Source organism: Klebsiella sp. CN_Kp113, assembly GCF_040064585.1.
GTDB classification, from domain to species: Bacteria; Pseudomonadota; Gammaproteobacteria; order Enterobacterales; family Enterobacteriaceae; genus Klebsiella; species Klebsiella michiganensis.
The window spans coordinates 41,236-68,088 of sequence record NZ_JBEAID010000074.1; the positions used below are offsets into that span (position 1 = coordinate 41,236).

Sequence of the window (26,853 nt, forward strand, 5' to 3'; positions counted from 1 at the left end):
ACCCATGATTTTTGGCCATATTGCTCAACCGAATCCGTGTCGTCTGCCCGCGGCCATTGAACAGGCGCTTGATTTCCTGCGCACGACGGATTTTCACGCGCTGGAACCCGGCGTCGTGGAAATCGACGGCAAGAACATCTTCGCGCAGGTTATTGACTTAACCACCCGCGATGCCGCTGACAATCGTCCGGAGGTTCACCGTCGCTATCTGGATATCCAGTTTCTGGCGTGGGGTGAAGAAAAAATCGGTATCGCCATTGATACCGGCAATAATCAAATCAGCGAATCGTTGTTAGAACAGCGCGATATTATTTTCTATCACGACAGCCAACATGAATCGTTCTTTGAAATGACGCCAGGCAACTATGCGATATTTTTCCCGCAAGATGTACATCGTCCTGGATGTAATAAAACTGTAGCCACCCCGATCCGCAAAATAGTCGTTAAGGTCGCTATCTCAGTTTTATAATAAGGAGCACAAAATGAATTCGAATAATACCGGTTACATTATCGGTGCGTACCCCTGTGCACCCTCATTTCACCAAAAGAGTGAAGAGGAAGAGACGGAATTCTGGCGGCAGCTCTCCGACACCCCGGATATTCGCGGGCTGGAGCAACCCTGCCTTGAACATCTTCATCCGCTCGGCGACGAGTGGTTATTGCGCCATACCCCGGGACACTGGCAGATTGTCGTTACCGCCATCATGGAAACCATGCGCCGCCGCGGTGAAAACGGCGGCTTTGGGCTGGCATCCAGCGACGAAGAGCAGCGCAAAGCCTGCGTGGAGTACTATCGTCACCTGCAGCAGAAGATCGCTAAAATCAATGGTAAGACCGCCGGAAAGGTCATTGCCCTTGAGCTTCACGCCGCCCCGCTGGCGGGCAATGCCAACGTGGATCAGGCTACCGATGCCTTTGCCCGTTCATTAAAAGAGATTACCCGCTGGGACTGGTCCTGCGAGCTGGTGCTGGAGCACTGCGACGCGATGACCGGCACCGCGCCGCGCAAAGGATTTTTGCCGTTAGAAAACGTGCTGGAAGCCATTGCCGACTACGACATCAGCATCTGTATCAACTGGGCGCGCTCTGCCATTGAAGGGCGGAATACCGTTCTACCGCTCACCCATACGCAGCAGGCAAAACGGGCAGGGAAGCTCGGCGCGCTGATGTTTTCCGGCACGACGCAAACCGGCGAGTACGGCGAATGGCAGGATTTACACGCGCCGTTCGCGCCTTTCTGCCCGCAGAGCCTGATGACCACCGACCACGCTCGTGAATTATTTGCCTGCGCAGGAGACGATCCCCTGCAATTCTCAGGTATCAAATTACTGGAAATCACTGCCAGCGCAAACGTTGACCATCGCATCGCGATATTACGCGACGGCATCTCAGCGCTAAAACAAGCACAATAATAATAACCACCTTCATCGCCAGAATATTTTTTAATATTACGAGACTATAAAGATGAATATAACCTCTAACTCTACACCCAAAGATATACCGCGCCAGCGCTGGTTAAGAATTATTCCCCCAATACTGATCACCTGTATTATTTCTTATATGGACCGGGTCAATATTGCCTTTGCCATGCCCGGCGGCATGGATGCCGATTTAGGTATTTCCGCCACCATGGCGGGGCTGGCGGGCGGTATTTTCTTTATCGGTTATCTATTTTTACAGGTTCCCGGCGGGAAAATTGCCGTTCACGGCAGCGGTAAGAAATTTATCGGCTGGTCGCTGGTCGCCTGGGCGGTTATCTCCGTGCTGACGGGGTTAATTACCAATCAGTACCAGCTTCTGGCCCTGCGCTTCTTACTAGGCGTGGCGGAAGGCGGCATGCTGCCGGTCGTTCTCACCATGATCAGTAACTGGTTCCCTGATGCGGAACGCGGTCGCGCCAACGCGATTGTCATTATGTTCGTGCCGATTGCCGGGATTATCACCGCCCCGCTCTCAGGCTGGATTATCACGGTTCTCGACTGGCGCTGGCTGTTTATTATCGAAGGTTTGCTCTCGCTGGTTGTTTTGGTTCTGTGGACCTACACCATCTATGACCGGCCGCAGGAAGCGCGCTGGATCTCTAAAGCAGAGCAGAACTATCTGGTCGAGACGCTGGCCGCAGAGCAACGGGCCATTGCCGGCACCGAGGTGAAAAACGCCTCTCTGAGCGCCGTTCTCTCCGACAAAACCATGTGGCAGCTTATCGCCCTGAACTTCTTCTACCAGGCCGGCATTTACGGCTACACCCTGTGGCTGCCCACCATTCTGAAAGAATTAACCCACAGCAGCATGGGGCAGGTCGGGATGCTCGCCATTCTGCCGTACGTCGGCGCCATTGCCGGGATGTTCCTGTTCTCTTCTCTTTCAGACCGAACCGGTAAACGCAAGCTGTTCGTCTGCCTGCCGCTGATTGGCTTCGCTCTGTGCATGTTCCTGTCGGTGGCGCTGAAAAATCAAATATGGCTCTCCTATGCCGCGCTGGTCGGCTGCGGATTCTTCCTGCAATCGGCGGCTGGCGTGTTCTGGACCATCCCGGCACGTCTGTTCAGCGCTGAAATGGCGGGCGGCGCGCGCGGGGTTATCAACGCGCTTGGCAACCTCGGCGGATTTTGTGGCCCTTATGCGGTCGGGGTTCTGATCACGCTGTACAGCAAAGACGCCGGCGTTTATTGCCTGGCGATCTCCCTGGCGCTGGCCGCGCTGATGGCGCTACTGCTGCCGGCGAAATGCGATGCCGGTGCTGCGCCGGTAAAGACGATAAACCCACATAAACGCACTGCGTAAAATCGAGCCCGGCGGCGCTGCGCCTGCCGGGTCTGCGAAATATGCCGGGTCCTCCCGGCAAGAATGAGATGCGAAAGATGAGCAAGAAACAGGCCTTCTGGCTGGGTATTGATTGTGGCGGCACGTATCTGAAAGCCGGTTTATATGATGCCGAAGGTCATGAACATGGCATTGTGCGGCAAGCGCTACAGACGATGTCGCCCTTGCCGGGTTACGCCGAACGCGACATGCATCAGCTCTGGCAACACTGCGCGGCAACCATTGCCGGACTATTACAACGGGCAGGGGTATCCGGTGAACAGATTAAAGGCGTGGGCATCTCCGCTCAGGGTAAGGGGCTCTTTCTCCTCGATAAGCAGGATCGGCCGCTGGGTAACGCCATCCTCTCGTCCGATCGTCGGGCGCTGAATATCGTTCAGCGCTGGCAACGGGACCGTATTCCCGAACGGCTCTATCCCATTACCCGCCAGACGCTATGGACCGGGCATCCGGCTTCTCTGCTGCGCTGGGTCAAAGAGAATGACCCCCAGCGCTACGCGCAAATTGGCTGCGTGATGATGGGGCATGACTATCTGCGCTGGTGCTTAACTGGCGTGAAAGGCTGCGAGGAGAGCAACATCTCCGAGTCCAACCTCTACAACATGTCCACGGGCCAGTACGACCCGTGTCTGACCCAATGGCTGGGGATCGGCGAAGTGGATAGCGCGCTGCCCCCCGTTGTAGGGTCAGCCGAAATATGCGGGGAGATCACCGCTCAGGCAGCCGCTTTAACCGGTCTGGCGGCGGGTACTCCCGTCGTTGGCGGCCTGTTTGACGTGGTCTCCACCGCCCTTTGCGCCGGGATTGAGGATGAGTCGACCCTCAATGCGGTGATGGGGACCTGGGCCGTCACCAGCGGTATCGCTCACGGTCTGCGCGAACATGAGGCTCACCCTTACGTCTATGGCCGCTACGTCAATGACGGCCAGTATATCGTTCACGAAGCCAGCCCGACCTCATCCGGCAACCTCGAGTGGTTTACCGCCCAGTGGGGCGATCTCTCGTTTGATGAGATCAATCAGGCCGTAGCCAGTTTGCCGAAAGCCGGGAGCGAGCTGTTTTTTCTGCCGTTTCTCTACGGCAGCAACGCCGGGCTGGAGATGACCTGCGGCTTTTACGGCATGCAGGCGCTGCATACCCGCGCGCACCTGCTGCAGGCGGTTTATGAAGGCGTGGTATTCAGCCATATGACCCATCTCAACCGTATGCGCGAACGCTTTACAAGCGTTCAGGCCCTGCGCGTCACCGGCGGCCCGGCGCACTCCGACGTCTGGATGCAAATGCTGGCGGACGTCAGCGGCTTACGCGTTGAACTGCCGCAGGTGGAAGAGACCGGCTGCTTTGGCGCTGCCCTCGCGGCGCGCGTCGGCACCGGCGTATACCGCAGCTTTAGCGAAGCCCGGCGCGCCCGGCAGCACCCGGTACGCACGCTGCTGCCCGATATGACCGCCCACGCACGCTATCAGCGCAAATACCGCCACTACCAGGATTTGATTGAGGCACTACAGGGCTATCACGCCCGTATTAAGGAGCACGCATTATGAGCCGACCATTACTGCAGCTGGCGCTGGACCACACCAGCCTTCAGGCTGCGCAGCGCGATGTCGCCCTGCTACAGGATCACGTTGATATCGTGGAGGCGGGGACCATCCTCTGTTTGACCGAGGGGCTTAACGCAGTTACAGCCCTGCGCACCCAGTGTCCGCAGAAGATCATCGTCGCCGACTGGAAAGTCGCCGACGCCGGTGAAACCCTGGCGCAGCAGGCCTTTGGCGCTGGCGCCAACTGGATGACCATCATCTGCGCCGCGCCGCTCGCCACGGTCGAGAAAGGCCACGCCGTGGCCCAGGCCTGCGGCGGTGAAATTCAGATGGAGCTGTTCGGCAACTGGACGCTGGATGACGCCCGCGCCTGGTACCGTACCGGCGTCCATCAGGCGATTTACCATCGCGGACGCGATGCCCAGGCCAGCGGGCAGCAGTGGGGGGAGGCGGATCTGGCGCGCATGAAAGCGCTCTCCGACATTGGCCTTGAGCTATCGATCACCGGCGGGATTACCCCGGCCGATCTGCCGCTGTTCAAGGATATCAACGTCAAAGCGTTTATTGCCGGGCGCGCGCTGGCAGGCGCTGCCCATCCGGCACGGGTTGCCGCCGAATTCCACGCGCAAATCGACGCTATCTGGGGAGAACAGCATGCGTAACCACCCGTTAGGTATTTATGAAAAAGCGCTGGCGAAGGATCTCAGCTGGCCTGAACGGCTGGTGCTGGCCAAAAGCTGCGGTTTTGATTTTGTCGAAATGTCGGTGGACGAGACCGACGAACGCCTTTCGCGCCTGGAGTGGACATCGGCCCAGCGGGCATCGCTGGTGAGCGCGATGCTGGAAACCGGCGTCGCTATTCCCTCAATGTGCCTGTCCGCCCATCGCCGTTTCCCCTTTGGCAGCCGCGACGAGGCGGTACGCGAGCGGGCGCGGGAGATTATGACCAAAGCCATCCGCCTGGCGCGCGATCTGGGGATTCGTACTATTCAGCTGGCGGGTTACGACGTCTATTACGAAGAGCACGATGAAGGCACCCGGCAGCGTTTTGCCGAAGGACTGGCCTGGGCGGTAGAACAGGCCGCCGCCGCGCAGGTGATGCTGGCGGTGGAGATCATGGACACCGCCTTTATGAACTCCATCAGCAAATGGAAAAAGTGGGACGAGAGGCTTTCGTCACCGTGGTTTACCGTCTATCCGGACGTCGGCAACCTCAGCGCCTGGGGGAACGACGTCACCGCCGAGCTGAAACTGGGTATCGATCGTATCGCCGCCATCCACCTGAAAGACACGCTGCCCGTCACCGACGATAGCCCGGGCCAGTTCCGCGACGTGCCGTTCGGCGAAGGATGCGTTGATTTTGTCGGCATCTTTAAGACGCTGCATGAGCTGAACTACCGCGGTTCGTTTCTGATTGAGATGTGGACGGAGAAGGCCAGCGAACCGGTGCTGGAGATTATCCAGGCCCGGCGCTGGATTGAATCACGGATGCAGGAAGGAGGTTTCACATGTTAGAGCAACTGAAAGCCGAGGTGCTGGCGGCAAACCTGGCGCTCCCGGCGCACCGGCTGGTCACCTTTACCTGGGGCAACGTCAGCGCGGTGGATGAAACGCGCCGTCTGATGGTCATTAAGCCCTCCGGCGTCGAATATGAGGTGATGACCGCCGACGATATGGTGGTCGTAGAGATCGCCAGCGGTAAGATCGTTGAAGGCGCTAAAAAACCCTCTTCGGATACGCCAACGCATCTGGCCCTTTATCGTCGCTATCCGCAGATCGGCGGGATCGTGCATACCCACTCCCGCCATGCGACGATCTGGTCGCAGGCCGGTCTCGATCTCCCCGCCTGGGGCACCACCCACGCCGACTATTTTTATGGCGCCATCCCCTGCACCCGGCCGATGACCGTTGAGGAGATTAACGGGGAGTATGAGTATCAGACCGGCGAAGTGATTATCAAAACCTTTGAACAGCGCGGTCTGGATCCGGCGCAAATCCCGGCGGTATTAGTCCATTCGCACGGCCCGTTTGCCTGGGGTAAAGATGCGGCCGACGCCGTACATAACGCCGTGGTACTTGAAGAGTGCGCCTATATGGGCCTGTTCTCACGCCAGCTGGCGCCACAGCTGCCGGATATGCAGTCTGAACTGCTCGATAAACACTACCTGCGTAAACACGGCGCGAATGCCTATTACGGGCAAAACTAACACCGCGGGACTCCCGGATGGCGGCTAACGCCTTATCCGGGCTACCGGCGGTCTGCGGTCCCGTAGCCCGGGCAGGCGCTTTGCGCCGCCCCCGGGGGAAGCGTGCAGGATGTTGCAGAATTTTCCCGGAGGCGATGCTGCGCATCTGTCCGGGCTACGCATCCCCGGCGGGAAAAACCCATCAACCCTACGCCGAATTAATATGTTCCTTGCAGTAACGACGCTTCCACGCCGCGGGCGTCAGGCTGGTATGCTTACGGAAAATCTTGCGAAAATAGCCGACATCGTTAAATCCGCATTTCATCGCCACCTCGGTGAGCGACAGGGAATCGCTGATAAGCAGCTTTTCCGCCGCCCTCACCCGCTGACGGTGCAGCGCTTCGGTTAAGGTCAGCCGGAAAACATGGCGATAAATCCGCCCCAGATAATCGGCGTTGCAGTGCAGCTCCTGCGCCAGCGTGGATGCGGAAAGGGGCAAATGAAACCGGGTACGAATGATTTGCTGCGCTCTCCACGCCAGCGCATTGCCGGGGCTGTCGGCGGGCTGTTCGCCCGCTGCCGCCGAAACTTGCTGCAGAATCAGCAGCAGGATCAGCTCCAGCGCCACGCTACGATGAATATTTTCCTGCTCGCGTAAGAATTGGCGGAACAACGAAATAATATACTGCGGCTCGCTGACGCGCGTGTGCTGCGGAATCGACAGCAGCGCCTCAGGCAGCGAAACGTTTTCACCGGAGGTCACTTCAAAATGCAGCCAGTAGAATTTTAAATCTGCCGGAAATTGCCCGATTCCGACGTGTAAACGCCGCGGCCAGAGCAATAAACTTTCCCCGGCGTTGACGCTAAAAATCTCGTTGTTTTCGCGGATCGTTAATGTCCCTTTTTCCACAAAGATTATTTCCCAGGAGTGAAGCTGACGAGCCGGATGGCTGCCGATGCCTCGGGAAATAAACAACCCACCATTTTGCACCTTAATCGGAAGTGACATGGACAATTCAAGCATAGACATTCAATATTCCGCTTTTAATAGCATTAATAACCCCTGTTACCTTTGATTATTCACGATAAAATAGCCGCCCGCTGGATCGAAATCACATTTTTACCATCAGGTCGGAATCGTCCTCTTTTTATACTTTTTCCTTCCCTTGTTGCCCCCAACATTTAGTGCAGAATAAATAACGTAATTTGCAAATAACACAATTAAAGCCCGCACTTCAGCGGGATATTATTCGCACATCATCTCCGGGAGTTATTTATGACTTCGGCTCCGATTACCACAACTGATTTGGCACAGCGTGCCCAGGACGACAAATTATCCCTTCGGGAAAAAATAGGCTACGGATTGGGCGACGCGGGCGGGACGGTGATTACCTGCCTGATCATGAACTTTTTAACTTTTTTCTATACCGATGTCTTCGGCCTGACGCCCGCGCTGGTCGGGACCCTGTTTCTGGCCCTGCGCGTTTTCGACGCCGTTTCCGACCCGATTATGGGCGTGCTGGCCGACCGTACCCAGAGCCGCTGGGGACGCTTTCGTCCCTGGCAGCTGTGGATTGCCGTGCCGATCGGCGTTATCGGCGTCCTGACGTTTACCGTGCCCGACGCCAGCATGGGGGTAAAAATCGCCTGGGCGTTCGGCACCTATCTGCTGCTGTCGGTGAGCTACACCGCGATAAACGTCCCCTACTGCGCGCTGATCAACACGATGACCACGCGTCATAGCGAAGTTATCTCGTGCCAGGCATGGCGCTTTGTCCTGTGCGGCGTGGCGGGATTCTTAGTCTCCGTTGGGCTGCCGTGGATGGTAAAAGCGCTCGGCCAGGGCGATACCGCACAGGGGTATCAGTACGGCGTCGGCGTACTCTGCGCCATCGCGGTGGCGATGTTCCTGTGCTGCTTCTTCTGGGTTCGCGAACGCGTCTCGCTGGATGTCATGGGGAAATTTACCCTGCGCGAGCACATCGCCGGGCTGCGTAAAAACGACCAGCTGCTGCTGATGCTGGTGATGTCATTTCTGCTCATCAACGTCTTCAATATCCGCGGCGGCGGCTACATGTACTTCATCACCTACGTGCTGGGCGGCTCCACCGGCTACACCTCGCTATTCTTCACCATGGTAACCTTCGCCTCGATTGCGGGCTCCGTCATCATCAACCTGCTCTCGCGCCGCTTTGATACCGTCAAACTCTACTACTACACCAACCTGGTGCTGGCCGCGCTGGCCGTGGCGATGTGGTTTTTGCCAACCGGGCAGGCGTACCAGACCCTGTGGCTGGTCGTCATCCTCGGCAACGGCATTATTCTCGGCTTTACCCTGCCGCTGCACTTTTCGCTGATGGCCTTCTCCGACGACTACGGCGAATGGAAAACCGGCGTGCGTTCTTCCGGGATGAACTTCGCCTTTAACCTGTTCTTTATCAAGCTGGCGTGGGCCTCCAGCGCCGGCATTATCAGCCTCGTGTTTATCTACGTGGCCTATCAGCCGGGCGTGGAAAACCAAACGGCATCATCACTGGCGGGTATCGCCTCCATGGAGACCCTGCTGCCCGCCCTGTTCCATCTGCTGCTGGCCCTTTCCATTCGCGCCTGCAAGCTCAACAATCCGATGATGGCGCGCATCGCCAGCGATCTGCGTACGCGTCATGTTCAGCCTTAAGGAGTCCGCCATGTCTGTTATGGAAGTCGATCTGCACAAACTGAAAATCAACGACCCGTTCCTCGGCCAGTACCAGCAGCTGGTGCGCGATGTGGTGATCCCTTATCAGTGGGATGCGCTTAACGACCGTATCGAGGAGGCGGACCCGAGCCATGCGATAGAGAACTTCCGCATCGCCGCCGGGCGACAGGAGGGCGAATTCTACGGCATGGTCTTTCAGGACAGCGACGTGGCGAAATGGCTGGAGGCGGTGGCCTGGTCGCTGTGTCAGAAGCCGGACGCCGGGCTGGAAAAAACCGCCGATGAGGTGATTGAACTGGTCGCGGCCGCCCAGTGTGAAGATGGCTATCTGAATACATATTTCACGGTCAAAGCGCCAGAGGAGCGCTGGACCAACCTCGCCGAATGCCACGAACTGTACTGCGCCGGGCACATGATTGAAGCGGGTGTCGCCTTCTTCCAGGCCACCGGCAAACGTCGTCTGCTGGATGTCGTCTGCCGCCTCGCCGACCACATCGATAGCGTGTTTGGCCCCGGAGATAACCAGCTGCACGGCTACCCTGGCCATCCGGAAATCGAGCTGGCGTTAATGCGCCTGTATGACGTCACTCAGGAGCCGCGCTATATCGCCCTGGTTAAGTACTTCGTTGAGGCGCGCGGAACACAGCCGCATTTTTACGATATCGAATATGAGAAGCGCGGCAAAACCTCTTACTGGAACACCTACGGTCCGGCGTGGATGGTGATGGATAAACCCTACAGCCAGGCGCATCAGCCGATTTCCGAACAGCCGGTCGCCATCGGCCACGCGGTGCGTTTCGTCTATCTGATGACCGGCGTTGCCCACCTCGCCCGTTTAAGTCAGGACGAGGGCAAGCGCCGGGATTGCCTGCGCCTGTGGAAAAATATGGCCCGGCGTCAGCTGTATATCACCGGCGGAATCGGTTCGCAGAGCAGCGGGGAGGCCTTCAGCAGCGACTATGACCTGCCAAACGACACGGTCTATGCCGAAAGCTGTGCTTCCATTGGCCTGATGATGTTTGCCCGCCGGATGCTGGAGATGGAAGCCGACAGCCAATATGCCGACGTGATGGAGCGCGCGCTGTATAACACCGTGCTGGGTGGAATGGCGCTCGACGGCAAGCACTTCTTCTACGTCAATCCGCTGGAAGTGCATCCAAAATCCTTAAAATTCAACCATATTTACGATCACGTTAAGCCCGTCCGTCAGCGCTGGTTCGGCTGCGCCTGCTGCCCGCCGAATATCGCACGGGTGCTCACCTCGCTGGGTCACTATATCTACACGCCGCACGACGACGCCCTGTACATCAACCTGTATATCGGCAACAGCGTGGAGATCCCGGTGGGCAATGAGGCGCTACGCCTGCGCATCAGCGGCAACTATCCGTGGCAGGAACAGGTGAAGATAGTCATCGATTCATCTTCACCGGTTAATCATACCCTGGCGCTGCGTCTGCCGGACTGGTGCGATAAGCCGCAGGTCACGCTCAACGGCGCGCCGGTTACGCAGGACGTGCGCAAAGGGTATCTGCACATCAGCCATCTCTGGCAGGAGGGCGACACGCTACAGTTAACCCTGCCGATGCCGGTGCGCCGCATTTACGGTAACCCGCTGGTGCGCCACCAGGCAGGCCAGGTCGCCGTCCAGCGCGGTCCGCTGGTTTATTGCCTGGAGCAGGCGGATAACGGCGAGCAATTGCATAACCTGCAGCTGCCGCGCGATGCCCGGTTTAGCACTGTCGAAGGCAAAGGGATTTTTGCCCGCAAGATACTTCTCCAGGCGCCGGGCTATAAGCAAACGGCGGAAGATGCCGAAAACCAGGCCCTATGGCACTATGACCGCGCGCCGTCCTCCCGTCAGCCGCAAGTATTAACCTTTATTCCGTGGTTTAGCTGGGCCAACCGCGGCGAAGGCGAGATGCGCATCTGGGTGAACGAGACGGAAGCGTAAGTGTGAACATTCCCCGGTGGCGCTGCGCTTACCGGGGCTACAAGGTTTGTGCGTTATCGTAGCCCGGGTAAGGCGTTCACGCCGCGACCCGGGACAACCTGCTTATGCTAAAGGAACAAGGCCTTATCGCGCAGAATATGATCGTTGCCGCGACGGCGGGTAAAACCGATGCGGTCGAAATATTCGAGGATCTGAATCGCCAGCTTGCGCCCGACGTTCAGCGTATCGCGGAAATCCGCCGCGCAGGTTGAGCCCCTTTCCAGATCCAGATCGCGGATCATTTTGGCAAACGCCACAATCCGATCGTTGCGATAGTAGCGATCTTTCACGATCGCGGTAATCATCCCCTGCTGCGCCGCCTGGCGTAATACCGCCCGCATTAACGACTCTTCTACGTTGGCTTCACGCGCCAGATCGCGCACCCACCATGGCTCATCGGCAAACAGCCCGGCAACCCGCTGCCAGATGGCCTGCTGCTCGTCGGTAAAGCCCGCTTTATGCTCCGGCAGATGCAGCCAGCCGTGGTGGCTGTGAACAATGCCGCTTTCGCGCATCTGCTCAATCAACAGCAGCACCAGCGCTTCATCTTCCATCGGCAGCGCAATACGCCGCAGGCGTTCGCGGCCCGGTCCTGGCTCATCGCGATGCTGATCGTGATAGCGCGCCAGGGCATCGAGCAGCTTCCGCTGCCAGCGCGCGGCGAGCGGGGCGCTCAGCAGGCTATTTCCCGCCTGCAGATAGTCAGGGCGGTGAATCAGCGCGTTGAGGCCCTCGCGGCTGAGCTGACGCGCCCAGGCGAAATCATCGAGGCGCACCGCATCGCGCTGAAGGTGAATATCCAGCGCCTGGACGTCATCGCCCTGCGCGGCGACCAGCGCGTGCAGCCACTGTAAATACTCCGGCTTACGCTTGCCCCGGCGCGGCGGATTGAGGGTCACCACTCGCGCACCGGCCAGCGTCAGGCGCGCGGAAATATCGCGCAGTACCAGACGGTCGTTATCCGCCAGCCGCAGCGGCGTATCGAGAACCAGCTCCGCCAGCGCGCCTTCGAGCAGCGACACGCGGCCGGTAATATGGCTGGCGGCGTGGTGGATATGCAGCGGCTGCCACTGGCTAAGCGGCGTATGGCACTGCAGTTCAACGATGACCCGCTCAGAGGCTTCCGGCGGCGGTACCGCCAGCAGCCAGTCGCCGCGGTTGAGCTCCTCTTTTTGCGCATCGCCGGCAATATTCAGGGCAATGCGCTGGCCGGCCCAGGCCTGCTCAACCGGCTGATTCTGCGCGTGCAGACCGCGCACGCGCATCGGTTTATCCACGCCGGTCAGCCACAGCGTATCGCCAACGTTGACCTCGCCGGATAACGCGGTCCCGGTAACCACCAGCCCCGCGCCTTTGACGGTAAATGCCCGGTCGATGGCCAGGCGAAAGCGCTGATGCTGCGGGTGCGCGCGCGCGGAGAGCTGCAGGAGATGCTCGCGCAGCTCTGCGATGCCCCGTCCTTCCGTCGCCGCGACGGCAAACAGGGTCGCGCCGGTAAAGCCGAACTCCGCCAGCACCGCGTCGATTTCCGCCTCCACCTCCTCAATCCGCGCCGCTTCTACGCGGTCCGCTTTGGTCAGCGCCACGGTTAGCGTTGGCTGCCCGGTAAGCTGGAGGATCGCCAGATGTTCGCGGGTTTGCGCCATCACGCCATCATCGCAGGCCACCACCAGCAGCGCGTGATCGATACCGCCGACGCCGGCCAGCATATTGGACAAAAACTTTTCGTGGCCGGGAACGTCGATAAAACCCAGCACCCGCCCGTCGGGCTGCGGCCAGTAGGCGTAGCCGAGGTCGATAGTCATCCCGCGCGCTTTCTCTTCCGGCAGGCGATCGGCGTTGATACCGGTAATCGCCTGCAGCAGCGTGGTTTTGCCGTGGTCAACGTGTCCGGCGGTGGCAATAATCATCTCAATAACATCTCCATAAACCGGGATTCATCCTCAAGACAGCGCAGGTCCAGCCACAGGCGGCCATCGTAGATCCTGCCAATAACCGGCACGGGCAACTGACGCCAGCGTGCCGCCAGAGCTTCCAGCCGACTGCCGCGCCCATCGCGCGGAGTCAACGTCAACGCCGCGCTGGGCAAGCGGTCCACCGGCAGCGAGCCGCTGCCGATCTGCGACAGGCATGGCTCGACCCGCAGGTCAAAATCAGCATAATGTGCAGCCAGCGCGGCCCGCATGCGCTCGCCCTGCAGGCGGATCTCGTCCGCCTGGCGAGTCAGCAGACGCAGGGTCGGCAGTTCAGCGGCCAGCTTTTCCGGATGCAGATAGAGGCGCAGCGTGGCCTCCAGCGCCGCGAGGGTCATTTTATCCGCCCGCAGGGCGCGCTTAAGCGGATGGCTCTGCAAACGCGCGATCAGCGCTTTTTTACCGACGATAATTCCCGCCTGCGGGCCGCCCAGCAGTTTATCGCCGGAGAAGCTTACCAGGCTGACGCCGGCGGCAATCATCTCCTGCGGCATCGGCTCTTTCGGCAGGCCGTACTGGCTTAAATCCACCAGCGAGCCGCTGCCGAGATCGGCCACCACCGGGATATTGAGTTCGCGGCCAATCTCCGCCAGCGCCGCTTCATCGACCGCTTTAGTAAAGCCCTCAATACTGTAGTTGCTGGTGTGCACCTTCATCAGCAGGCCGGTATTGTCATTCACCGCCTGACGATAATCTTTCGCATGGGTGCGGTTGGTGGTCCCGACTTCATGCAGAACGCAGCCCGCCTGGCGCATCACGTCGGGAATACGAAACGCGCCGCCGATCTCCACCAGCTCGCCGCGCGACACCACCACCTCACTGCCGCCGGCGGTTGCCGCCAGCATCAGCAGCACCGCCGCCGCGTTATTGTTGACGATACAGGCGTCTTCCGCGCCGGTGATCTGGCAAAGCAGGTCGGCCAGCGCGCGATCGCGGTGGCCGCGTCCGGCATCGTCAAGATCGTATTCCAGCGTCACCGGCGCGCGCATCGCCTGGGTCACCGCCTCTACCGCCGCTTCCGCCTGAATCGCCCGCCCAAGGTTGGTGTGCAGCACGGTACCGGTCAGGTTGAACACCGGGCGCAGCGCGCTCTGCTGTCGCTGCGTCAAACGACGCGAGGTCTCCATTAGCCATGCTTCGCACCAGTCCGGCAGCGTCTGGTTCAGGCGGATGTATTCCCGCGCCTCGTCCAGCATCTGACGCAGCTGCGCTACCGTCTGGGCGTGACCGTATTGCATCAACAGCGGTGAAAATGCGGGGTCGCGGAGTAAACGGTCGATGGCCGGAAGCCGGGTATAAAGCGCACGAATTTCGCTAGTCATGAATGAACCTATTTTCCCCCCTCCCGACGGGAGAGGGAGTCAACAAATGAGCAGCAATTGTAATGCCTCCGCGCAAAAACTGTTACCTGCCTGGGTCAACTCACCGGCGGTTCAGTGCGCGCAAAGCTGGCGCGTTGAAAGAGAGAATCCACCAGGCGCACCAGCTTCGGTCGGGTGGCGCACCAGCCCGGCGCGACGCGGCGGAAATTGAGATAAGCAATGGCGCAGGCTGCGGAAATGGTTGCCAGATTAACCTCATCAGGACGTAATGTCCCGTCACTGGCATACCCTTCCAGCGCATCAAGCCCGCGCGCAATTTTTTCACGCTGGCGCAGCAGTTCGCTTTCCGACTGCTGGGCCGCCGGGCGCGTTTTCTCCCGTACCAGCGTTTGCGCAGCCTCCATCACGCCATCAGCCAGCGCTTCAATTTGACGCAATTTCAGCGCAGCCTTCGGCGCCGCAGGCAGCATATCCGGCGCGATGCCGAGCAGCTCCAGATATTGCGCAATAATGGGCGAGTCGTACCAGCATTCACCGTCGTCGGTGAGCAGCGCGGGGACTTTTCCCAGCGGATTGTAGTGCGCCACGCCGTTGGTCTCGTGGTACGGGAATTCGTTGACGAACTCGAAGGGAATCGCTTTTTCCAGCAGTATGACGGAAATTTTGCGCACAAAGGGACTGGTGTAGCTGCCGATCAGTTTCATTGCCTGCTCCTTTCGCCAACAAAGTAGTAAGTATGGCGCAGGCGCAGGCAAATAGCAGAGAGAGAAATCATCTCATGCCGGACCGACCCCGCTAATGGTCCAGATAGAGATAGTGCATCCAGCTGGTCATCCGCAGAAGCACCTTGCGCATCACCGAAACGTGGGTGAAATGATCGGAGTAGACCGCCACCTGGGCGTAAATGCCGTCAGGCAGGGCGTCTACGGCGGCATCGGGCTCCAGCTCAATGGTCGCCAGCACGCCGTCGGTGCCCGGCGTCACCGTCAGCGCCTGCAGCGTGCCCTGCGCCTGGTATGTTCCCCCCGGTACGACTGGCAGGATGCTCACCAGCTTGCCGCGAAAGACCTGTCCCGGCAGCGCGTTGAACACCGCTTCAGCATCGTCGCCCTTCTCCAGCCTGAGCAGCGAATTTTGGCGGAACTGCGCCACAATCAGCCGTTTTTGCTGGGGGATAAAGACCATCACCGGACGCAGCGGCAGCGAGGCGGCATAGGTCCCAGGACGAATTAACACCTGGGTGATATAGCCATCGCTGGGCGCGCGCACGGTCGTCTGATCGAGGTTATATTTCGCCTCCGCCAGCTGCGCGCGCAGGCTTACCACCTGCGACTGTTCGCCGTTTATCATGCTGTCCAACTGGCTCTGAATTTGCGCCTGCTCCGCCACCGATCCTTTCACCATCGCATCCTGGGCGAGGTAGTTTTGCCGGGCATTATCGATATCGCTTTCCGAAAACGGATTGACCCGCGCCTGGCTTCCTTTCAGGTAGCGCTGATAATCCTTATACAGACGGTCGCACTCCGCCGAAACGCGCGTGGTGTTGGCCTGAGCCTCAGAAAGCTGGGCTTTAAGGGTATTGATACTGTGCAGCGCGGTAACAAGGTCGGCCTGTAGCCGGTCCACCCGCGCCTGATAACGCACCGGATCGATGGTAAACAGCACCTCGCCCTTTTTAACCCGTTGATTTGCTTTATCCGTGACGCTGCTGACCACCCCGGTAACCTGCGGCGTAATAGGAATAGAAATAACCGCTTTTTGCGCGGTAAAGGTATACGGATGGTTGTAGTTCATTAATAAGATAAGCGCGCTAACAATAAATACGCCGCCCAGCGCCGCGGTGGGAACCGTCCATTTATTTACCGGGATCTTAAATATTTTAAATATCGACCAGGCAATCGCCACATAGGTCAAAATAATCAGCAGATCCATGAGTTATTTCTCCACCGAAGGAGGTTGAGCTGACGGTCTGAGACCGGTTATTTGCTGCTCGAGCGCGATAACCCGCTGGCGCAGTTCGCTGATGTCGTCCCCCTCTTCCGCCGCCTCAGACGGCGTCTCGTCCCGCCGATGCTGCATACCCCAGCCGCGTTCTGGCCGGTAAAGCGTGGCCCAAATCCATAAAAACGGCCAAATGACGTGCAGCGTAAAAAGGCTCACCCAGCCCGCGACGTGAATCGCATCGGCATGCGGGTGATTACGTTTCTTCGCGATCAGGTAAGGAATATCATGGAGAATGATGATTCCATAAAAAATCACCAGAAATACAAAGATCAGAACGCCGAGCGCAAAATAATTGAGAAACATAATTTCCTCGGATTTACGCTAATTATTTTCAGGATGTGTGCCGGGCCGGATCAAAAAAGGGCCGACAAAATGAGCATAATTCACCCGTATCATTTTCGCCATTGACGACTAAAATGTTCTTTAAGCGATTGCGTTGCTGAGTGACGTATCAGCAAGCGGAACGCGGCATAACCTGCGCGAGATCACACCGGGCTAAATCCTGGTGAAAATATTTTGTGACGAACATCACAAACAAATAACAAAACGTCAAAGTAAATTTGTGATTTTCATCACATAAAAATGCATTATCCCCCCTTAAAACCCGGTCTGTTGTTTTTTTACACATCAATTTTGTGATGGAGATCACTACAAAAGACCATCATCGCCCTATATTCATGTGATCCAAATCACATAAAAATCCACCGACTGGACAGCTTAACGATTCAGTGCCAGATTTCGCACTATCACTCAGGGCCCGGCTACCTCTGCCGCCTTATTAACAACAAGCCTCGGGCTTTCAGCCTGCCGATAGCAAAAACAGAAGAAGGGGTGTTTTATGTCATCCGATATCAAGATCAAAGTGCAAAGCTTTGGTCGTTTCCTCAGCAATATGGTGATGCCAAATATCGGCGCGTTTATCGCGTGGGGTATTATCACCGCTCTATTCATTCCGACAGGATGGTTACCGAACGAAACGCTGGCGAAGCTGGTTGGTCCGATGATCACCTATCTGCTGCCGCTGCTGATCGGTTATACCGGCGGTAAGCTGGTTGGCGGCGAGCGCGGCGGCGTGGTCGGCGCGATTACCACCATGGGCGTTATCGTCGGCGCAGATATGCCGATGTTCCTCGGCTCCATGATCGCCGGTCCGCTGGGCGGCTGGGCAATTAAAAAATTCGACGTCTGGGTAGACGGTAAGATCAAATCCGGTTTTGAGATGCTGGTGAATAACTTCTCCGCGGGCATCATCGGTATGATCCTCGCCATTCTGGCGTTCCTCGGCATTGGCCCGGCGGTTGAAGTCCTGTCGAAAATTCTGGCCGCAGGCGTTAACTTCATGGTGGCGCACGAGATGCTGCCGCTGGCCTCTATCTTTGTTGAACCGGCGAAAATCCTGTTCCTCAACAACGCCATTAACCACGGTATTTTCTCGCCGCTGGGTATTCAGCAATCCCACGAGCTGGGCAAATCCATCTTCTTCCTGATTGAAGCTAACCCGGGTCCGGGGATGGGCGTCCTGCTGGCGTATATGTTCTTCGGCCGCGGCAGCGCGAAACAGTCTGCAGGCGGTGCGGCAATCATCCACTTCCTCGGCGGTATTCACGAGATTTACTTCCCGTACGTGCTGATGAACCCGCGTCTGATTCTGGCCGTTATCCTCGGTGGGATGACCGGCGTATTCACCCTGACTATCCTCAACGGCGGGCTGGTCTCTCCGGCTTCTCCGGGTTCTATCCTCGCCGTGCTGGCGATGACGCCGAAAGGCGCTTACTTTGCTAACATCGCGGCGATTATTGCGGCGATGGCCGTCTCCTTCGTGGTCGCAGCCGTGCTGCTGAAAACCAGCAAAGTTAAAGAAGAAGATGATATCGAAGCCGCGACCCGTCGCATGCAGGATATGAAAGCGCAGTCCAAAGGCGGCGCCACGCCGCTGGCCGCTGGCGATGTCGCGAACGACCTGAGCCATGTGCGTAAAATCATCGTCGCCTGCGACGCAGGTATGGGCTCCAGCGCGATGGGCGCAGGCGTGCTGCGTAAAAAAGTGCAGGATGCCGGGCTGAGCAACATCTCCGTGACTAACAGTGCGATCAACAACCTGCCGCCGGATGTTGACCTGGTCATCACCCACCGCGACCTGACCGAGCGTGCGATGCGTCAGGTGCCGCAGGCGCAGCATATTTCGCTGACCAACTTCCTCGACAGCGGCCTGTACACCAGCCTGACCGAACGTCTGGTTTCGGCGCAGCGCCACACGGATAACGAAGAGAAAGTCCGCGACAGCCTGAAAGACAGCTTCGATGCGTCTGACACCAATCTGTTCAAACTCGGCGCGGAAAACATCTTCCTCGGTCGTAAAGCGGCGACCAAAGAAGAAGCGATTCTGTTTGCCGGCGAGCAGCTGGTGAAAGGCGGCTACGTTGAGCCGGAATACGTCCAGGCGATGCTGGATCGTGAAAAGCTGACCTCCACCTATCTGGGTGAGTCCATCGCGGTCCCGCACGGCACTATCGAAGCCAAAGATCGCGTTCTGAAAACCGGCATCGTCTTCTGCCAGTACCCGGAAGGCGTACGCTTCGGCGAAGAAGAGGACGAGGTGGCTCGCCTGGTTATCGGTATTGCCGCACGTAATAACGAGCATATCCAGGTGATTACCAGCCTGACCAACGCGCTGGACGATGAATCGGTCATTGAGCGTCTGGCAAAAACCACCAGCGTTGAAGAAGTTCTGACGCTGCTGAAAGCGTAATCCGTCACCCGGCGGTGCGCCGGGCAACGCCCCCCTCTCTCCTTACGCGTGGGGAGAGAGGGTTGGGGTGAGGGAAACGCCTGACCCCAGCCCTCTCAGGTAAAAACATTAATTGAAGGTTAATACTATGAAAGCATTACATTTTGGCGCAGGTAATATCGGTCGTGGCTTTATCGGCAAACTGCTGGCGGACGCGGGGATACAGCTGACGTTTGCGGATGTAAATCAGGTCGTGCTCGATGCCCTGAATGCCCGTCATAGCTACCAGGTTCACGTGGTCGGCGAGAATGAGCAGGTCGATACCGTTTCCGGCGTTGACGCCGTCAGCAGCATCGGCGACGAAGTTGTAGAGCTGATTGCCAGCGTGGATCTGCTGACCACCGCCGTCGGCCCGGTCGTGCTGGAACGCATCGCCCCGGCGATTGCCAAAGGCCTGGCCAAACGTAAGGCGCAGGGGATTACCGCCCCGCTGAATATCATCGCCTGCGAGAACATGGTCCGCGGCACCACCCAGCTGAAGGGTCACGTTTTTAACGCCCTCGCCGAAGAAGTCAAAGCCTGGGTTGAAGCCAACGTCGGCTTCGTTGATTCCGCCGTTGACCGCATCGTTCCGCCGTCGGCTTCCGCCACTCACGATCCGCTGGAAGTCACCGTGGAAACCTTCAGCGAGTGGATTGTCGATAAGACCCAGTTCAAAGGCGAACTGCCGAACATCCCAGGTATGGAATTAACCGATAACCTGATGGCATTTGTCGAACGTAAGCTATTCACCTTAAACACCGGACATGCTATAACCGCCTACCTCGGAAAACTGGCGGGTCATCAGACGATTCGCGACGCGATTCTTGATGAGCACATTCGCGCCGTGGTCAAAGGCGCCATGGAAGAGAGCGGCGCGGTGCTGATCAAACGCTATGCCTTTGATGCGCAAAAGCACGCCGCTTACATCCAGAAAATTATCGGTCGTTTTGAGAACCCGTATCTGAAGGATGACGTTGAGCGCGTTGGCCGCCAGCCGCTGCGCAAACTGAGCGCGGGCGACCGCTTAATTAAGCCGCTGCTCGGTACGCTGGAATACGGCCTGCCGCACCGCAATCTGGTGAAAGGGATCGCCGCTGCCATGCACTTCCGCAGCGAAGAAGACCCGCAGGCGCAGGAACTGGCGGCGCTGATTGCCGAGAAAGGCCCGCAGGCCGCGCTGGCGCAGATTTCGGGTCTGGACGCAGCAAGCGAGGTGGTGGCGGAAGCCGTTAACGACTATAACGCCACCAAATGAGGCAAGACCTGGCGCGGTCCGAACCGCGCCCATTACTCATGTCAGATATGCAGGCAATAATGGAAGAAACACAGGCATTTGAAAACCGTGTGCTTGAACGTCTGAATGCTGGCAAAACCGTAAGAAGCTTCCTGATCGCCACCGTTGAACTGCTGACGGAAGCGGTCAATATTCTGGTGCTTCAGGTATTCCGTAAAGACGACTACGCGGTGAAATACGCAGTGGAGCCGTTGCTGGACGGCGACGGGCCGCTTGGCGACCTTTCTGTACGCCTGAAGCTGATTTACGGCCTTGGGGTGATTAGCCGCGCCGAATATGAAGACGCTGAACTGCTGATGGCCCTGCGCGAAGAGCTGAATCACGACGGTAATGAGTATAGCTTTACCGACGATGAGATCCTCGGACCGTTTGGCGAGCTGCACTGCGTCGCCGCCCTGCCGCCCACGCCGCAATTTGATGAGAGCGATGCTGAACTGCTGGCAATGCAAAAGCTGCGCTACCAGCAGGTCGTACGTTCCACAATGATGCTATCTCTGACCGAGCTGATTTCTAAAATCAGCTTAAAAAAAGCCTTTCAAAAATCAACGCTCTGATTCTGGCTCTTGCTGGTCGCACGTCGGCCGATAAAGCTGACGATAATACTCAAGACGCCGCAGAAATAGCGCTTCTTTATCTGCCGGGATATCCGGCGGTATATGCTGCAAACGCGGAGATTTTTTTAGATATTCCATAAAAGCCTGACTTGAAGCCATAAAATCTACGGCTTTATCAATAATGCGCGGTACGCTGTCGCCTATTTTCGCCATCACGCTCTCCTCTTTTGGGGGAATGATCCTATTAAGGATTAGCCAAAAACAGGGTTTCAGATGAGGAAAACGTGCTGAATGGCCGTCAGGCTTCACAGAAATGAATATTCGCCAACTCTGGGTTAAAATGATTTTTATGTTCAATAAGTTATAATATGCCGCTGCGGTTGTTATGAGCAAAAAACGGCGACGTTTTGATAAATAACTACCCACAACCCAAGCGACAGCACATACTATAGTCTGATAACGCCCCTTTCTTAATAGATTAAGCCACCATGAAAGAAGTCGAAAAAAACGAAATTAAACGTCTGAGCGATCGTCTTGACGCTATCCATCATCAGCAGGCCGACCTGTCCCTGGTCGACGCCGCAGAAAAATACGCCGAGCTGGAAAAAGAGAAAGCCACCATTGAGACGGAACTCGTTCGCCTGCGTGAGGTTCAGGGCCAGAAGCTGAGCAAAGAAGCGCAAAAGCTGATGAGCATGCCGCATCGCCGCGCCATCACCAAAAAAGAGCAGGCCGATATGGGTAAGCTCAAGAAAAGCGTACGCGGTCTGGTTGTTGTCCACCCGATGACCGCGCTGGGCCGCGAAATGGGCCTTAAAGAGATGACCGGCTTCGCCAAAACCGCGTTCTGATATCTTCATCCCGTGAATCTCCCGGCTCGCGCTACGCTTAGCCGGGCTACGGGTTCACAGCCCTCTGCGAGAGGGTAGCCCGGACAGATGCGCAGCATCGCCTCCGGGAAATTCAGCTACTCTGCACTCTGCTCCCCGGTCGCGGCTAACGCCTTACCGGGGCTACGGGTTCACCGCCGTCTGCGGGCCGGTAGCCCGGACAGATGCGCAGCATCGCCTCCGGGACAGGCTCTGTTTCAAACGTCATTCCCCACTAATTGGCCCTACCAATGTTTTCTTAAATCGTCCAATGGTTCACATATCCATCATTTTTCGTCACAGACATATTGCTCATCAATAACATTTGATTAACCATTCGTTGTCGTTAATCCTACAATCGCAATTTGGCTGGGCCAATTTTACAAATGATGTGACCTGCTAAGAGCGCAAGACTCAGCACGACATCATAACGGCCCGATGGAGACCTGCATGAACCTCTGGCAACAAAATTACGATCCGGCCGGCAACATCTGGCTATCGAGTCTTATCGCATCGCTACCGATTCTGTTTTTCTTTTTTGCCCTGATAAAGCTCAAGCTGAAAGGGTACGTTGCCGCGACCTGGACCGTGCTCATTGCGCTCTCCGTCGCTCTGCTGTTCTACAAAATGCCGGTTGACCACGCGCTGGCCTCCGTCATCTACGGCTTCTTCTATGGCCTGTGGCCAATCGCGTGGATTATTATCGCTGCGGTCTTCGTCTATAAAATCTCGGTGAAAACCGGGCAGTTCGACATTATCCGCTCATCGATTTTGTCGATTACCCCGGATCAGCGTCTGCAAATGCTGATTGTCGGTTTCTCCTTCGGCGCGTTCCTCGAAGGGGCCGCCGGTTTTGGCGCGCCGGTCGCCATCACCGCAGCGCTGCTGGTGGGGCTCGGCTTTAACCCGCTGTATGCGGCGGGCCTGTGTCTGATCGTTAACACCGCGCCGGTCGCGTTTGGCGCGATGGGCATTCCGATTCTGGTCGCCGGACAGGTGACGGGCCTCGACAGCTTCGAAATCGGCCAGATGGTTGGCCGTCAGCTGCCGTTCCTGACCATCATTGTCCTGTTCTGGATCATGGCGATTATGGACGGCTGGCGCGGCATTAAAGAGACCTGGCCTGCGGTCATGGTCGCCGGCGGCTCCTTTGCTATCGCTCAGTACCTCAGCTCTAACTTCCTCGGCCCGGAGCTGCCGGACATTATCTCTTCGCTGGTATCGCTGGTCTGTCTGACGCTGTTCCTCAAACGCTGGCAGCCGGTACGCATCTTCCGCTTCGGCGATATGGGCGCATCGCAGGTCGATATGAACCTGGCCCGCACGCATTACACGCCGGGACAGGTGATTCGCGCCTGGTCGCCGTTCCTGTTTCTGACCGCGACGGTGACCCTGTGGAGCGTGCCGCCGTTCAAAGCGCTCTTCGCCCCCGGCGGCGCGATGTACGATTTTGTGATTAATATTTCCGTGCCGTTCCTCGACAAAATGGTGGCCCGCATGCCGCCGGTGGTTAGCGAAGCCACGCCGTACGCCGCGGTCTATAAGTTTGACTGGCTCTCCGCCACCGGCACCGCCATCCTGTTCGCCGCGCTGCTTTCCATCGTCTGGCTGCGCATGAAGCCAAAAGACGCGATCTCGACCTTTGGCAGCACGCTGAAAGAGCTGGCGCTGCCGATTTACTCCATCGGCATGGTGCTGGCGTTCGCCTTTATTTCCAACTATTCCGGTCTATCCTCAACGCTGGCGCTTGCGCTGGCGCACACCGGTCATGCATTTACCTTCTTCTCGCCGTTCCTCGGCTGGCTGGGGGTATTTCTGACCGGTTCGGATACCTCGTCTAACGCGCTCTTTGCCGCGCTGCAGGCTACGGCGGCCCAGCAGATTGGCGTCTCCGATATCCTGCTGGTCGCAGCGAACACCACCGGCGGCGTGACCGGGAAAATGATCTCTCCGCAGTCTATCGCCATCGCCTGTGCGGCGGTCGGTCTGGTAGGTAAGGAGTCCGATCTGTTCCGTTTTACCGTCAAACACAGCCTGATTTTCACCTGTATGGTCGGCGTTATCACCACGCTGCAGGCGTATGTCTTAACCTGGATGATCCCGTGATAGTGATGCCAAAACGCCTTGCCGACGACGTCGCCCGTCGCGTGCGGGCGCTGATTGAAGAACAAAAGCTGGAGGCGGGCATGCGATTGCCCGCCGAACGTCAGCTGGCGGCGCAGCTGGGCGTATCGCGCAATTCGCTGCGCGAAGCGCTGGCGATGCTGGTCAACGAAGGGGTGCTGCTCAGCCGTCGCGGCGGCGGCACCTTCGTGCGCTGGCAGCACGAAGCGTGGTCGGAGCAAAACATCGTTCAACCGCTGAAGACGCTGCTCTCCGACGACCCCGATTACAGTTTTGATATCCTCGAAGCCCGTCACGCCATCGAAGCCAGTACCGCCTGGCATGCGGCGATGCGGGCAACCGATGCCGAAAAAGAGAAAATCCGCCTCTGCTTTGAAGCCACCCAAAGCGAAGACCCTGACCTGGCCTCGCAGGCCGATGTCCGCTTCCATCTGGCGATCGCCGAAGCGTCGCATAACGTGGTGCTGCTGCAAACCATGCGCGGTTTTTTTGACCTTTTACAGTCCTCAGTCAAGGAGAGCCGCCAGCGGATGTATCTCGTCCCGCCGGTCTTCGCTCGCCTGACCGAACAGCACCAGGCGGTCATGGAGGCGATTATCGCCGGTGACCCGGAAGGTGCCAGACAGGCGATGATGGCCCATTTGGGCTTTGTTCACGCCACCATCAAACGCTTTGATGAAGACCAGGCCCGCCAGGCGCGAATTACCCGCCTGCCCGGTGACCATAACGACAATTCCAGGGAGAACTTGTGATGATTATTTCCGCCGCCAGCGACTACCGCGCCGCCGCACAGCGTATCCTGCCACCGTTCCTGTTCCACTATATCGACGGCGGCGCTTACGCCGAGCACACCCTGCGCCGCAACGTTGAGGACCTGTCCGACGTCGCGCTCCGCCAGCGCATTCTGCGCAATATGTCGGACCTGAGCCTGGAAACCACCTTATTCAACGAAAAGCTGGCGATGCCAACGGCGCTGGCGCCGGTGGGGCTGTGTGGGATGTACGCCCGCCGCGGTGAAGTGCAGGCCGCCGGCGCGGCGGATGAAAAAGGTATTCCGTTTACCCTCTCTACCGTTTCCGTCTGCCCGATTGAAGAGGTCGCCCCGACCATTAAGCGCCCGATGTGGTTCCAGCTGTACGTCTTGCGCGACCGCGGTTTTATGCGCAATGCGCTGGAGCGGGCGAAGGCGGCGGGCTGTTCAACGCTGGTCTTTACCGTCGATATGCCGACCCCCGGCGCGCGCTATCGCGATGCTCACTCCGGGATGAGCGGCCCGAACGCGGCAATGCGCCGCTACTGGCAGGCGGTGACCCATCCGCAGTGGGCATGGGACGTCGGGTTAAACGGCCGTCCGCACGATTTGGGCAACATCTCCGCCTACCTCGGCAAGCCGACCGGTCTGGAGGACTATATCGGCTGGCTGGCGAATAACTTCGATCCTTCGATTTCCTGGAAAGACCTTGAGTGGATCCGCGACTTTTGGGACGGCCCGATGGTGATCAAGGGGATCCTCGATCCGGAAGACGCCCGCGATGCGGTGCGCTTCGGCGCTGACGGGATCGTGGTTTCCAACCACGGCGGCCGCCAGCTCGACGGCGTGCTCTCTTCCGCTCGCGCCCTGCCCGCGATTGCCGACGCGGTTAAAGGCGATATTACAATTCTTGCCGACAGCGGTATTCGCAACGGCCTTGATGTGGTGCGGATGATTGCCCTCGGCGCCGATAGCGTGCTGCTGGGCCGCGCTTATCTGTATGCGCTGGCCACGCACGGCAAACAGGGCGTCGCCAATCTGCTGAACCTGATAGAGAAAGAGATGAAGGTGGCGATGACGCTGACCGGCGCGAAAACCATCGGCGAAATCAGCCGTGAATCTTTAGTCCAGAACGCCGATGCGCTGCGGACCTTTGATGCGATCAAAGCGGGAAACGCGGCGGTTATCCCTGACCCTCTCCCACAGGAAGAGGGAACCGTCCGGCAGGCGGGTTAACGTCCTCATCAGGCCATCCGGCTCACAGGCCGGCGCCGGTTTTCTCCCGCTCTCTTTCCGGGAGAGGAGCAGGGTGAGGGTTAACCAAATATCTGCTATTCTGCCCCCCGCAATTAAGGGGGCAGCATGCTTAACATCGTCTTATTCGAACCAGAAATCCCGCCAAATACCGGGAATATCATCCGCCTGTGCGCCAACACCGGCTTCAATCTGCATATTATCGAACCCATGGGTTTTGCCTGGGACGATAAGCGTCTTCGCCGCGCAGGTCTGGATTACCACGAGTTTGCCGCCGTCCAGCGCCATGGTGATTACGCCGCCTTTATTGAAAGCGCAAAGCCGCAGCGCCTGTTCGCCCTGACGACCAAAGGCACGCCGGCGCACAGCGCGGTAAGCTATCAGGACGGCGATTTTCTGCTGTTTGGCCCGGAAACCCGCGGACTGCCGGGCAGTATTCTTGATGCTCTGCCGGCAGAACAAAAAATCCGTATTCCGATGATGCCGGACAGCCGCAGCATGAACCTGTCAAATGCGGTGTCGGTGGTGGTGTATGAAGCCTGGCGCCAGCTGGGCTATCCCGGCGCGGTGCTGCGCAGCTGAGCTCGCTTTCTCCCGGAGGCGGCGCGTAGCGCCTGTCCGGGCTACCAGACAGCGCTCGGTTTTGTAGATACTGTGAACGCCTGCAACCATTTTTAGTTGCCGATACTTTCTCCGGCTC

The 26,853-nt window shown here is 58.0% G+C and carries 24 protein-coding genes; 17 read left to right on the forward strand and 7 right to left on the reverse strand.

Going from position 1 to position 26,853, the window contains the following annotated elements; all coding sequences use genetic code 11:
- Positions 1-4: 4 nt before the first annotated feature.
- The 7 genes from ABLV30_RS29010 to araD all read left to right on the forward strand — a co-directional run bounded on the left by ABLV30_RS29010 (position 5) and on the right by araD (position 6,571).
- Complete coding sequence (locus tag ABLV30_RS29010; RefSeq protein ID WP_049069631.1) at positions 5-469, forward strand: YhcH/YjgK/YiaL family protein; 465 nt, start codon at positions 5-7, stop codon at positions 467-469.
- Positions 470-482: 13 nt separating this feature from the next.
- Complete coding sequence (locus ABLV30_RS29015; RefSeq protein WP_064357650.1) at positions 483-1,412, forward strand: DUF4862 family protein; 930 nt, start codon at positions 483-485, stop codon at positions 1,410-1,412.
- A gap of 52 nt (positions 1,413-1,464) precedes the next feature.
- On the forward strand, positions 1,465-2,784 hold the full coding sequence (locus ABLV30_RS29020) for an MFS transporter (RefSeq protein ID WP_265801668.1): 1,320 nt from the start codon (positions 1,465-1,467) through the stop codon (positions 2,782-2,784).
- A 77-nt stretch (positions 2,785-2,861) separates the two neighbouring features.
- Positions 2,862-4,367 carry an FGGY-family carbohydrate kinase gene (locus tag ABLV30_RS29025; RefSeq protein ID WP_265801666.1) on the forward strand — a complete coding sequence of 502 codons (1,506 nt, stop codon included), beginning with the start codon at positions 2,862-2,864 and terminating at the stop codon, positions 4,365-4,367.
- Positions 4,364-5,026 (forward strand): 3-keto-L-gulonate-6-phosphate decarboxylase UlaD, encoded by a 663-nt coding sequence (gene ulaD / locus ABLV30_RS29030; protein ID WP_049082792.1) that lies wholly within the window; start codon positions 4,364-4,366, stop codon positions 5,024-5,026. Before ABLV30_RS29025 ends, ulaD begins: the two co-directional genes overlap by 4 nt.
- Positions 5,019-5,879: an L-ribulose-5-phosphate 3-epimerase gene (locus tag ABLV30_RS29035; protein WP_009653713.1), complete on the forward strand. Its 861-nt coding sequence runs from the start codon at positions 5,019-5,021 to the stop codon at positions 5,877-5,879. The genes ulaD and ABLV30_RS29035 overlap by 8 nt, the downstream gene beginning before the upstream one ends.
- Entirely contained in the window at positions 5,873-6,571 is a 699-nt protein-coding gene (gene araD / locus ABLV30_RS29040) for an L-ribulose-5-phosphate 4-epimerase (protein ID WP_014839773.1), read from the forward strand. Before ABLV30_RS29035 ends, araD begins: the two co-directional genes overlap by 7 nt.
- A 187-nt stretch (positions 6,572-6,758) precedes the next feature.
- Here the strand turns inward: araD and ABLV30_RS29045 are convergent, their stop codons facing one another.
- The gene (locus tag ABLV30_RS29045; RefSeq protein ID WP_014227222.1) at positions 6,759-7,574 is read right to left on the reverse strand and encodes a helix-turn-helix domain-containing protein; all 816 of its coding nucleotides are present in this window, start codon (positions 7,572-7,574) and stop codon (positions 6,759-6,761) included.
- A 252-nt stretch (positions 7,575-7,826) separates the two neighbouring features.
- On the opposite strand from ABLV30_RS29045, the gene ABLV30_RS29050 reads away from it, so the two are divergent.
- The gene (locus ABLV30_RS29050) at positions 7,827-9,227 is read left to right on the forward strand and encodes an MFS transporter (protein WP_049102988.1); all 1,401 of its coding nucleotides are present in this window, start codon (positions 7,827-7,829) and stop codon (positions 9,225-9,227) included.
- A gap of 10 nt (positions 9,228-9,237) precedes the next feature.
- Positions 9,238-11,199: a glycoside hydrolase family 127 protein gene (locus ABLV30_RS29055; protein ID WP_049102987.1), complete on the forward strand. Its 1,962-nt coding sequence runs from the start codon at positions 9,238-9,240 to the stop codon at positions 11,197-11,199.
- A gap of 107 nt (positions 11,200-11,306) precedes the next feature.
- On the opposite strand, the gene selB is transcribed toward ABLV30_RS29055, so the two are convergent.
- The 5 genes from selB to ABLV30_RS29080 form a co-directional block, all read right to left on the reverse strand.
- Positions 11,307-13,148 carry a selenocysteine-specific translation elongation factor gene (gene selB, locus ABLV30_RS29060; protein ID WP_049102986.1) on the reverse strand — a complete coding sequence of 614 codons (1,842 nt, stop codon included), beginning with the start codon at positions 13,146-13,148 and terminating at the stop codon, positions 11,307-11,309.
- The gene (gene selA / locus ABLV30_RS29065; protein WP_047722821.1) at positions 13,145-14,533 is read right to left on the reverse strand and encodes an L-seryl-tRNA(Sec) selenium transferase; all 1,389 of its coding nucleotides are present in this window, start codon (positions 14,531-14,533) and stop codon (positions 13,145-13,147) included. The genes selB and selA overlap by 4 nt, the downstream gene beginning before the upstream one ends.
- A gap of 95 nt (positions 14,534-14,628) precedes the next feature.
- On the reverse strand, positions 14,629-15,237 hold the full coding sequence (locus ABLV30_RS29070) for a glutathione S-transferase (RefSeq protein WP_049102983.1): 609 nt from the start codon (positions 15,235-15,237) through the stop codon (positions 14,629-14,631).
- A gap of 91 nt (positions 15,238-15,328) precedes the next feature.
- Positions 15,329-16,465 (reverse strand): HlyD family secretion protein, encoded by a 1,137-nt coding sequence (locus ABLV30_RS29075; RefSeq protein ID WP_348865720.1) that lies wholly within the window; start codon positions 16,463-16,465, stop codon positions 15,329-15,331.
- Between the two features lie 3 nt (positions 16,466-16,468).
- The gene (locus tag ABLV30_RS29080) at positions 16,469-16,840 is read right to left on the reverse strand and encodes a DUF3302 domain-containing protein (protein ID WP_004855444.1); all 372 of its coding nucleotides are present in this window, start codon (positions 16,838-16,840) and stop codon (positions 16,469-16,471) included.
- Between the two features lie 535 nt (positions 16,841-17,375).
- Between ABLV30_RS29080 and mtlA the strand changes: the two genes are divergently transcribed.
- The 3 genes from mtlA to mtlR all read left to right on the forward strand — a co-directional run bounded on the left by mtlA (position 17,376) and on the right by mtlR (position 21,155).
- Positions 17,376-19,286 (forward strand): PTS mannitol transporter subunit IICBA, encoded by a 1,911-nt coding sequence (gene mtlA / locus ABLV30_RS29085; protein WP_004855446.1) that lies wholly within the window; start codon positions 17,376-17,378, stop codon positions 19,284-19,286.
- A 127-nt stretch (positions 19,287-19,413) separates the two neighbouring features.
- Positions 19,414-20,562, forward strand: a complete 1,149-nt coding sequence (gene mtlD, locus ABLV30_RS29090) for a mannitol-1-phosphate 5-dehydrogenase (RefSeq protein WP_348865722.1) — start codon at positions 19,414-19,416, stop codon at positions 20,560-20,562.
- Entirely contained in the window at positions 20,559-21,155 is a 597-nt protein-coding gene (mtlR, locus tag ABLV30_RS29095; protein ID WP_014227228.1) for a mannitol operon repressor MtlR, read from the forward strand. Before mtlD ends, mtlR begins: the two co-directional genes overlap by 4 nt.
- On the opposite strand, the gene ABLV30_RS29100 is transcribed toward mtlR, so the two are convergent.
- Positions 21,144-21,368, reverse strand: a complete 225-nt coding sequence (locus ABLV30_RS29100; RefSeq protein WP_004855451.1) for a hypothetical protein — start codon at positions 21,366-21,368, stop codon at positions 21,144-21,146. The two genes, mtlR and ABLV30_RS29100, sit on opposite strands and share 12 nt — an antisense overlap.
- A gap of 275 nt (positions 21,369-21,643) precedes the next feature.
- Here ABLV30_RS29100 and ABLV30_RS29105 point away from each other — a divergent pair, with 275 nt between their 5' ends.
- The 5 genes from ABLV30_RS29105 to trmL all read left to right on the forward strand — a co-directional run bounded on the left by ABLV30_RS29105 (position 21,644) and on the right by trmL (position 26,735).
- Positions 21,644-22,006, forward strand: coding sequence for a YibL family ribosome-associated protein (locus ABLV30_RS29105; RefSeq protein ID WP_004855454.1), 363 nt, complete (start codon positions 21,644-21,646; stop codon positions 22,004-22,006).
- A gap of 468 nt (positions 22,007-22,474) precedes the next feature.
- Complete coding sequence (gene lldP, locus ABLV30_RS29110; protein WP_014227230.1) at positions 22,475-24,130, forward strand: L-lactate permease; 1,656 nt, start codon at positions 22,475-22,477, stop codon at positions 24,128-24,130.
- Positions 24,127-24,900, forward strand: a complete 774-nt coding sequence (gene lldR / locus ABLV30_RS29115) for a transcriptional regulator LldR (protein WP_032751690.1) — start codon at positions 24,127-24,129, stop codon at positions 24,898-24,900. The genes lldP and lldR overlap by 4 nt, the downstream gene beginning before the upstream one ends.
- Complete coding sequence (gene lldD / locus ABLV30_RS29120; protein WP_265801718.1) at positions 24,900-26,135, forward strand: FMN-dependent L-lactate dehydrogenase LldD; 1,236 nt, start codon at positions 24,900-24,902, stop codon at positions 26,133-26,135. The genes lldR and lldD overlap by 1 nt, the downstream gene beginning before the upstream one ends.
- A 126-nt stretch (positions 26,136-26,261) precedes the next feature.
- A complete protein-coding gene (trmL, locus tag ABLV30_RS29125; RefSeq protein WP_014227233.1) occupies positions 26,262-26,735 on the forward strand; it encodes a tRNA (uridine(34)/cytosine(34)/5-carboxymethylaminomethyluridine(34)-2'-O)-methyltransferase TrmL in 474 nt (157 codons plus the stop codon).
- Positions 26,736-26,853: the final 118 nt, after the last annotated feature.

What these genes read in the sequence shown, in the direction of transcription:
- araD (WP_014839773.1), top strand. Translation starts at nt 5,873, where the DNA reads ATGTTAGAGCAACTGAAAGCCGAGGTGCTGGCGGCAAACCTGGCGCTC.
- ABLV30_RS29105 (WP_004855454.1), top strand. Translation starts at nt 21,644, where the DNA reads ATGAAAGAAGTCGAAAAAAACGAAATTAAACGTCTGAGCGATCGTCTT.
- mtlR (WP_014227228.1), top strand. Translation starts at nt 20,559, where the DNA reads ATGAGGCAAGACCTGGCGCGGTCCGAACCGCGCCCATTACTCATGTCA.
- lldD (WP_265801718.1), top strand. Translation starts at nt 24,900, where the DNA reads ATGATTATTTCCGCCGCCAGCGACTACCGCGCCGCCGCACAGCGTATC.
- mtlA (WP_004855446.1), top strand. Translation starts at nt 17,376, where the DNA reads ATGTCATCCGATATCAAGATCAAAGTGCAAAGCTTTGGTCGTTTCCTC.
- ulaD (WP_049082792.1), top strand. Translation starts at nt 4,364, where the DNA reads ATGAGCCGACCATTACTGCAGCTGGCGCTGGACCACACCAGCCTTCAG.
- selA (WP_047722821.1), bottom strand. Translation starts at nt 14,533, where the DNA reads ATGACTAGCGAAATTCGTGCGCTTTATACCCGGCTTCCGGCCATCGAC.
- ABLV30_RS29050 (WP_049102988.1), top strand. Translation starts at nt 7,827, where the DNA reads ATGACTTCGGCTCCGATTACCACAACTGATTTGGCACAGCGTGCCCAG.
- ABLV30_RS29080 (WP_004855444.1), bottom strand. Translation starts at nt 16,840, where the DNA reads ATGTTTCTCAATTATTTTGCGCTCGGCGTTCTGATCTTTGTATTTCTG.
- ABLV30_RS29075 (WP_348865720.1), bottom strand. Translation starts at nt 16,465, where the DNA reads ATGGATCTGCTGATTATTTTGACCTATGTGGCGATTGCCTGGTCGATA.
- trmL (WP_014227233.1), top strand. Translation starts at nt 26,262, where the DNA reads ATGCTTAACATCGTCTTATTCGAACCAGAAATCCCGCCAAATACCGGG.
- selB (WP_049102986.1), bottom strand. Translation starts at nt 13,148, where the DNA reads ATGATTATTGCCACCGCCGGACACGTTGACCACGGCAAAACCACGCTG.
- lldP (WP_014227230.1), top strand. Translation starts at nt 22,475, where the DNA reads ATGAACCTCTGGCAACAAAATTACGATCCGGCCGGCAACATCTGGCTA.
- ABLV30_RS29045 (WP_014227222.1), bottom strand. Translation starts at nt 7,574, where the DNA reads ATGCTTGAATTGTCCATGTCACTTCCGATTAAGGTGCAAAATGGTGGG.
- ABLV30_RS29070 (WP_049102983.1), bottom strand. Translation starts at nt 15,237, where the DNA reads ATGAAACTGATCGGCAGCTACACCAGTCCCTTTGTGCGCAAAATTTCC.
- ABLV30_RS29025 (WP_265801666.1), top strand. Translation starts at nt 2,862, where the DNA reads ATGAGCAAGAAACAGGCCTTCTGGCTGGGTATTGATTGTGGCGGCACG.
- ABLV30_RS29010 (WP_049069631.1), top strand. Translation starts at nt 5, where the DNA reads ATGATTTTTGGCCATATTGCTCAACCGAATCCGTGTCGTCTGCCCGCG.
- ABLV30_RS29100 (WP_004855451.1), bottom strand. Translation starts at nt 21,368, where the DNA reads ATGGCGAAAATAGGCGACAGCGTACCGCGCATTATTGATAAAGCCGTA.
- ABLV30_RS29055 (WP_049102987.1), top strand. Translation starts at nt 9,238, where the DNA reads ATGTCTGTTATGGAAGTCGATCTGCACAAACTGAAAATCAACGACCCG.
- mtlD (WP_348865722.1), top strand. Translation starts at nt 19,414, where the DNA reads ATGAAAGCATTACATTTTGGCGCAGGTAATATCGGTCGTGGCTTTATC.
- ABLV30_RS29035 (WP_009653713.1), top strand. Translation starts at nt 5,019, where the DNA reads ATGCGTAACCACCCGTTAGGTATTTATGAAAAAGCGCTGGCGAAGGAT.
- ABLV30_RS29015 (WP_064357650.1), top strand. Translation starts at nt 483, where the DNA reads ATGAATTCGAATAATACCGGTTACATTATCGGTGCGTACCCCTGTGCA.
- ABLV30_RS29020 (WP_265801668.1), top strand. Translation starts at nt 1,465, where the DNA reads ATGAATATAACCTCTAACTCTACACCCAAAGATATACCGCGCCAGCGC.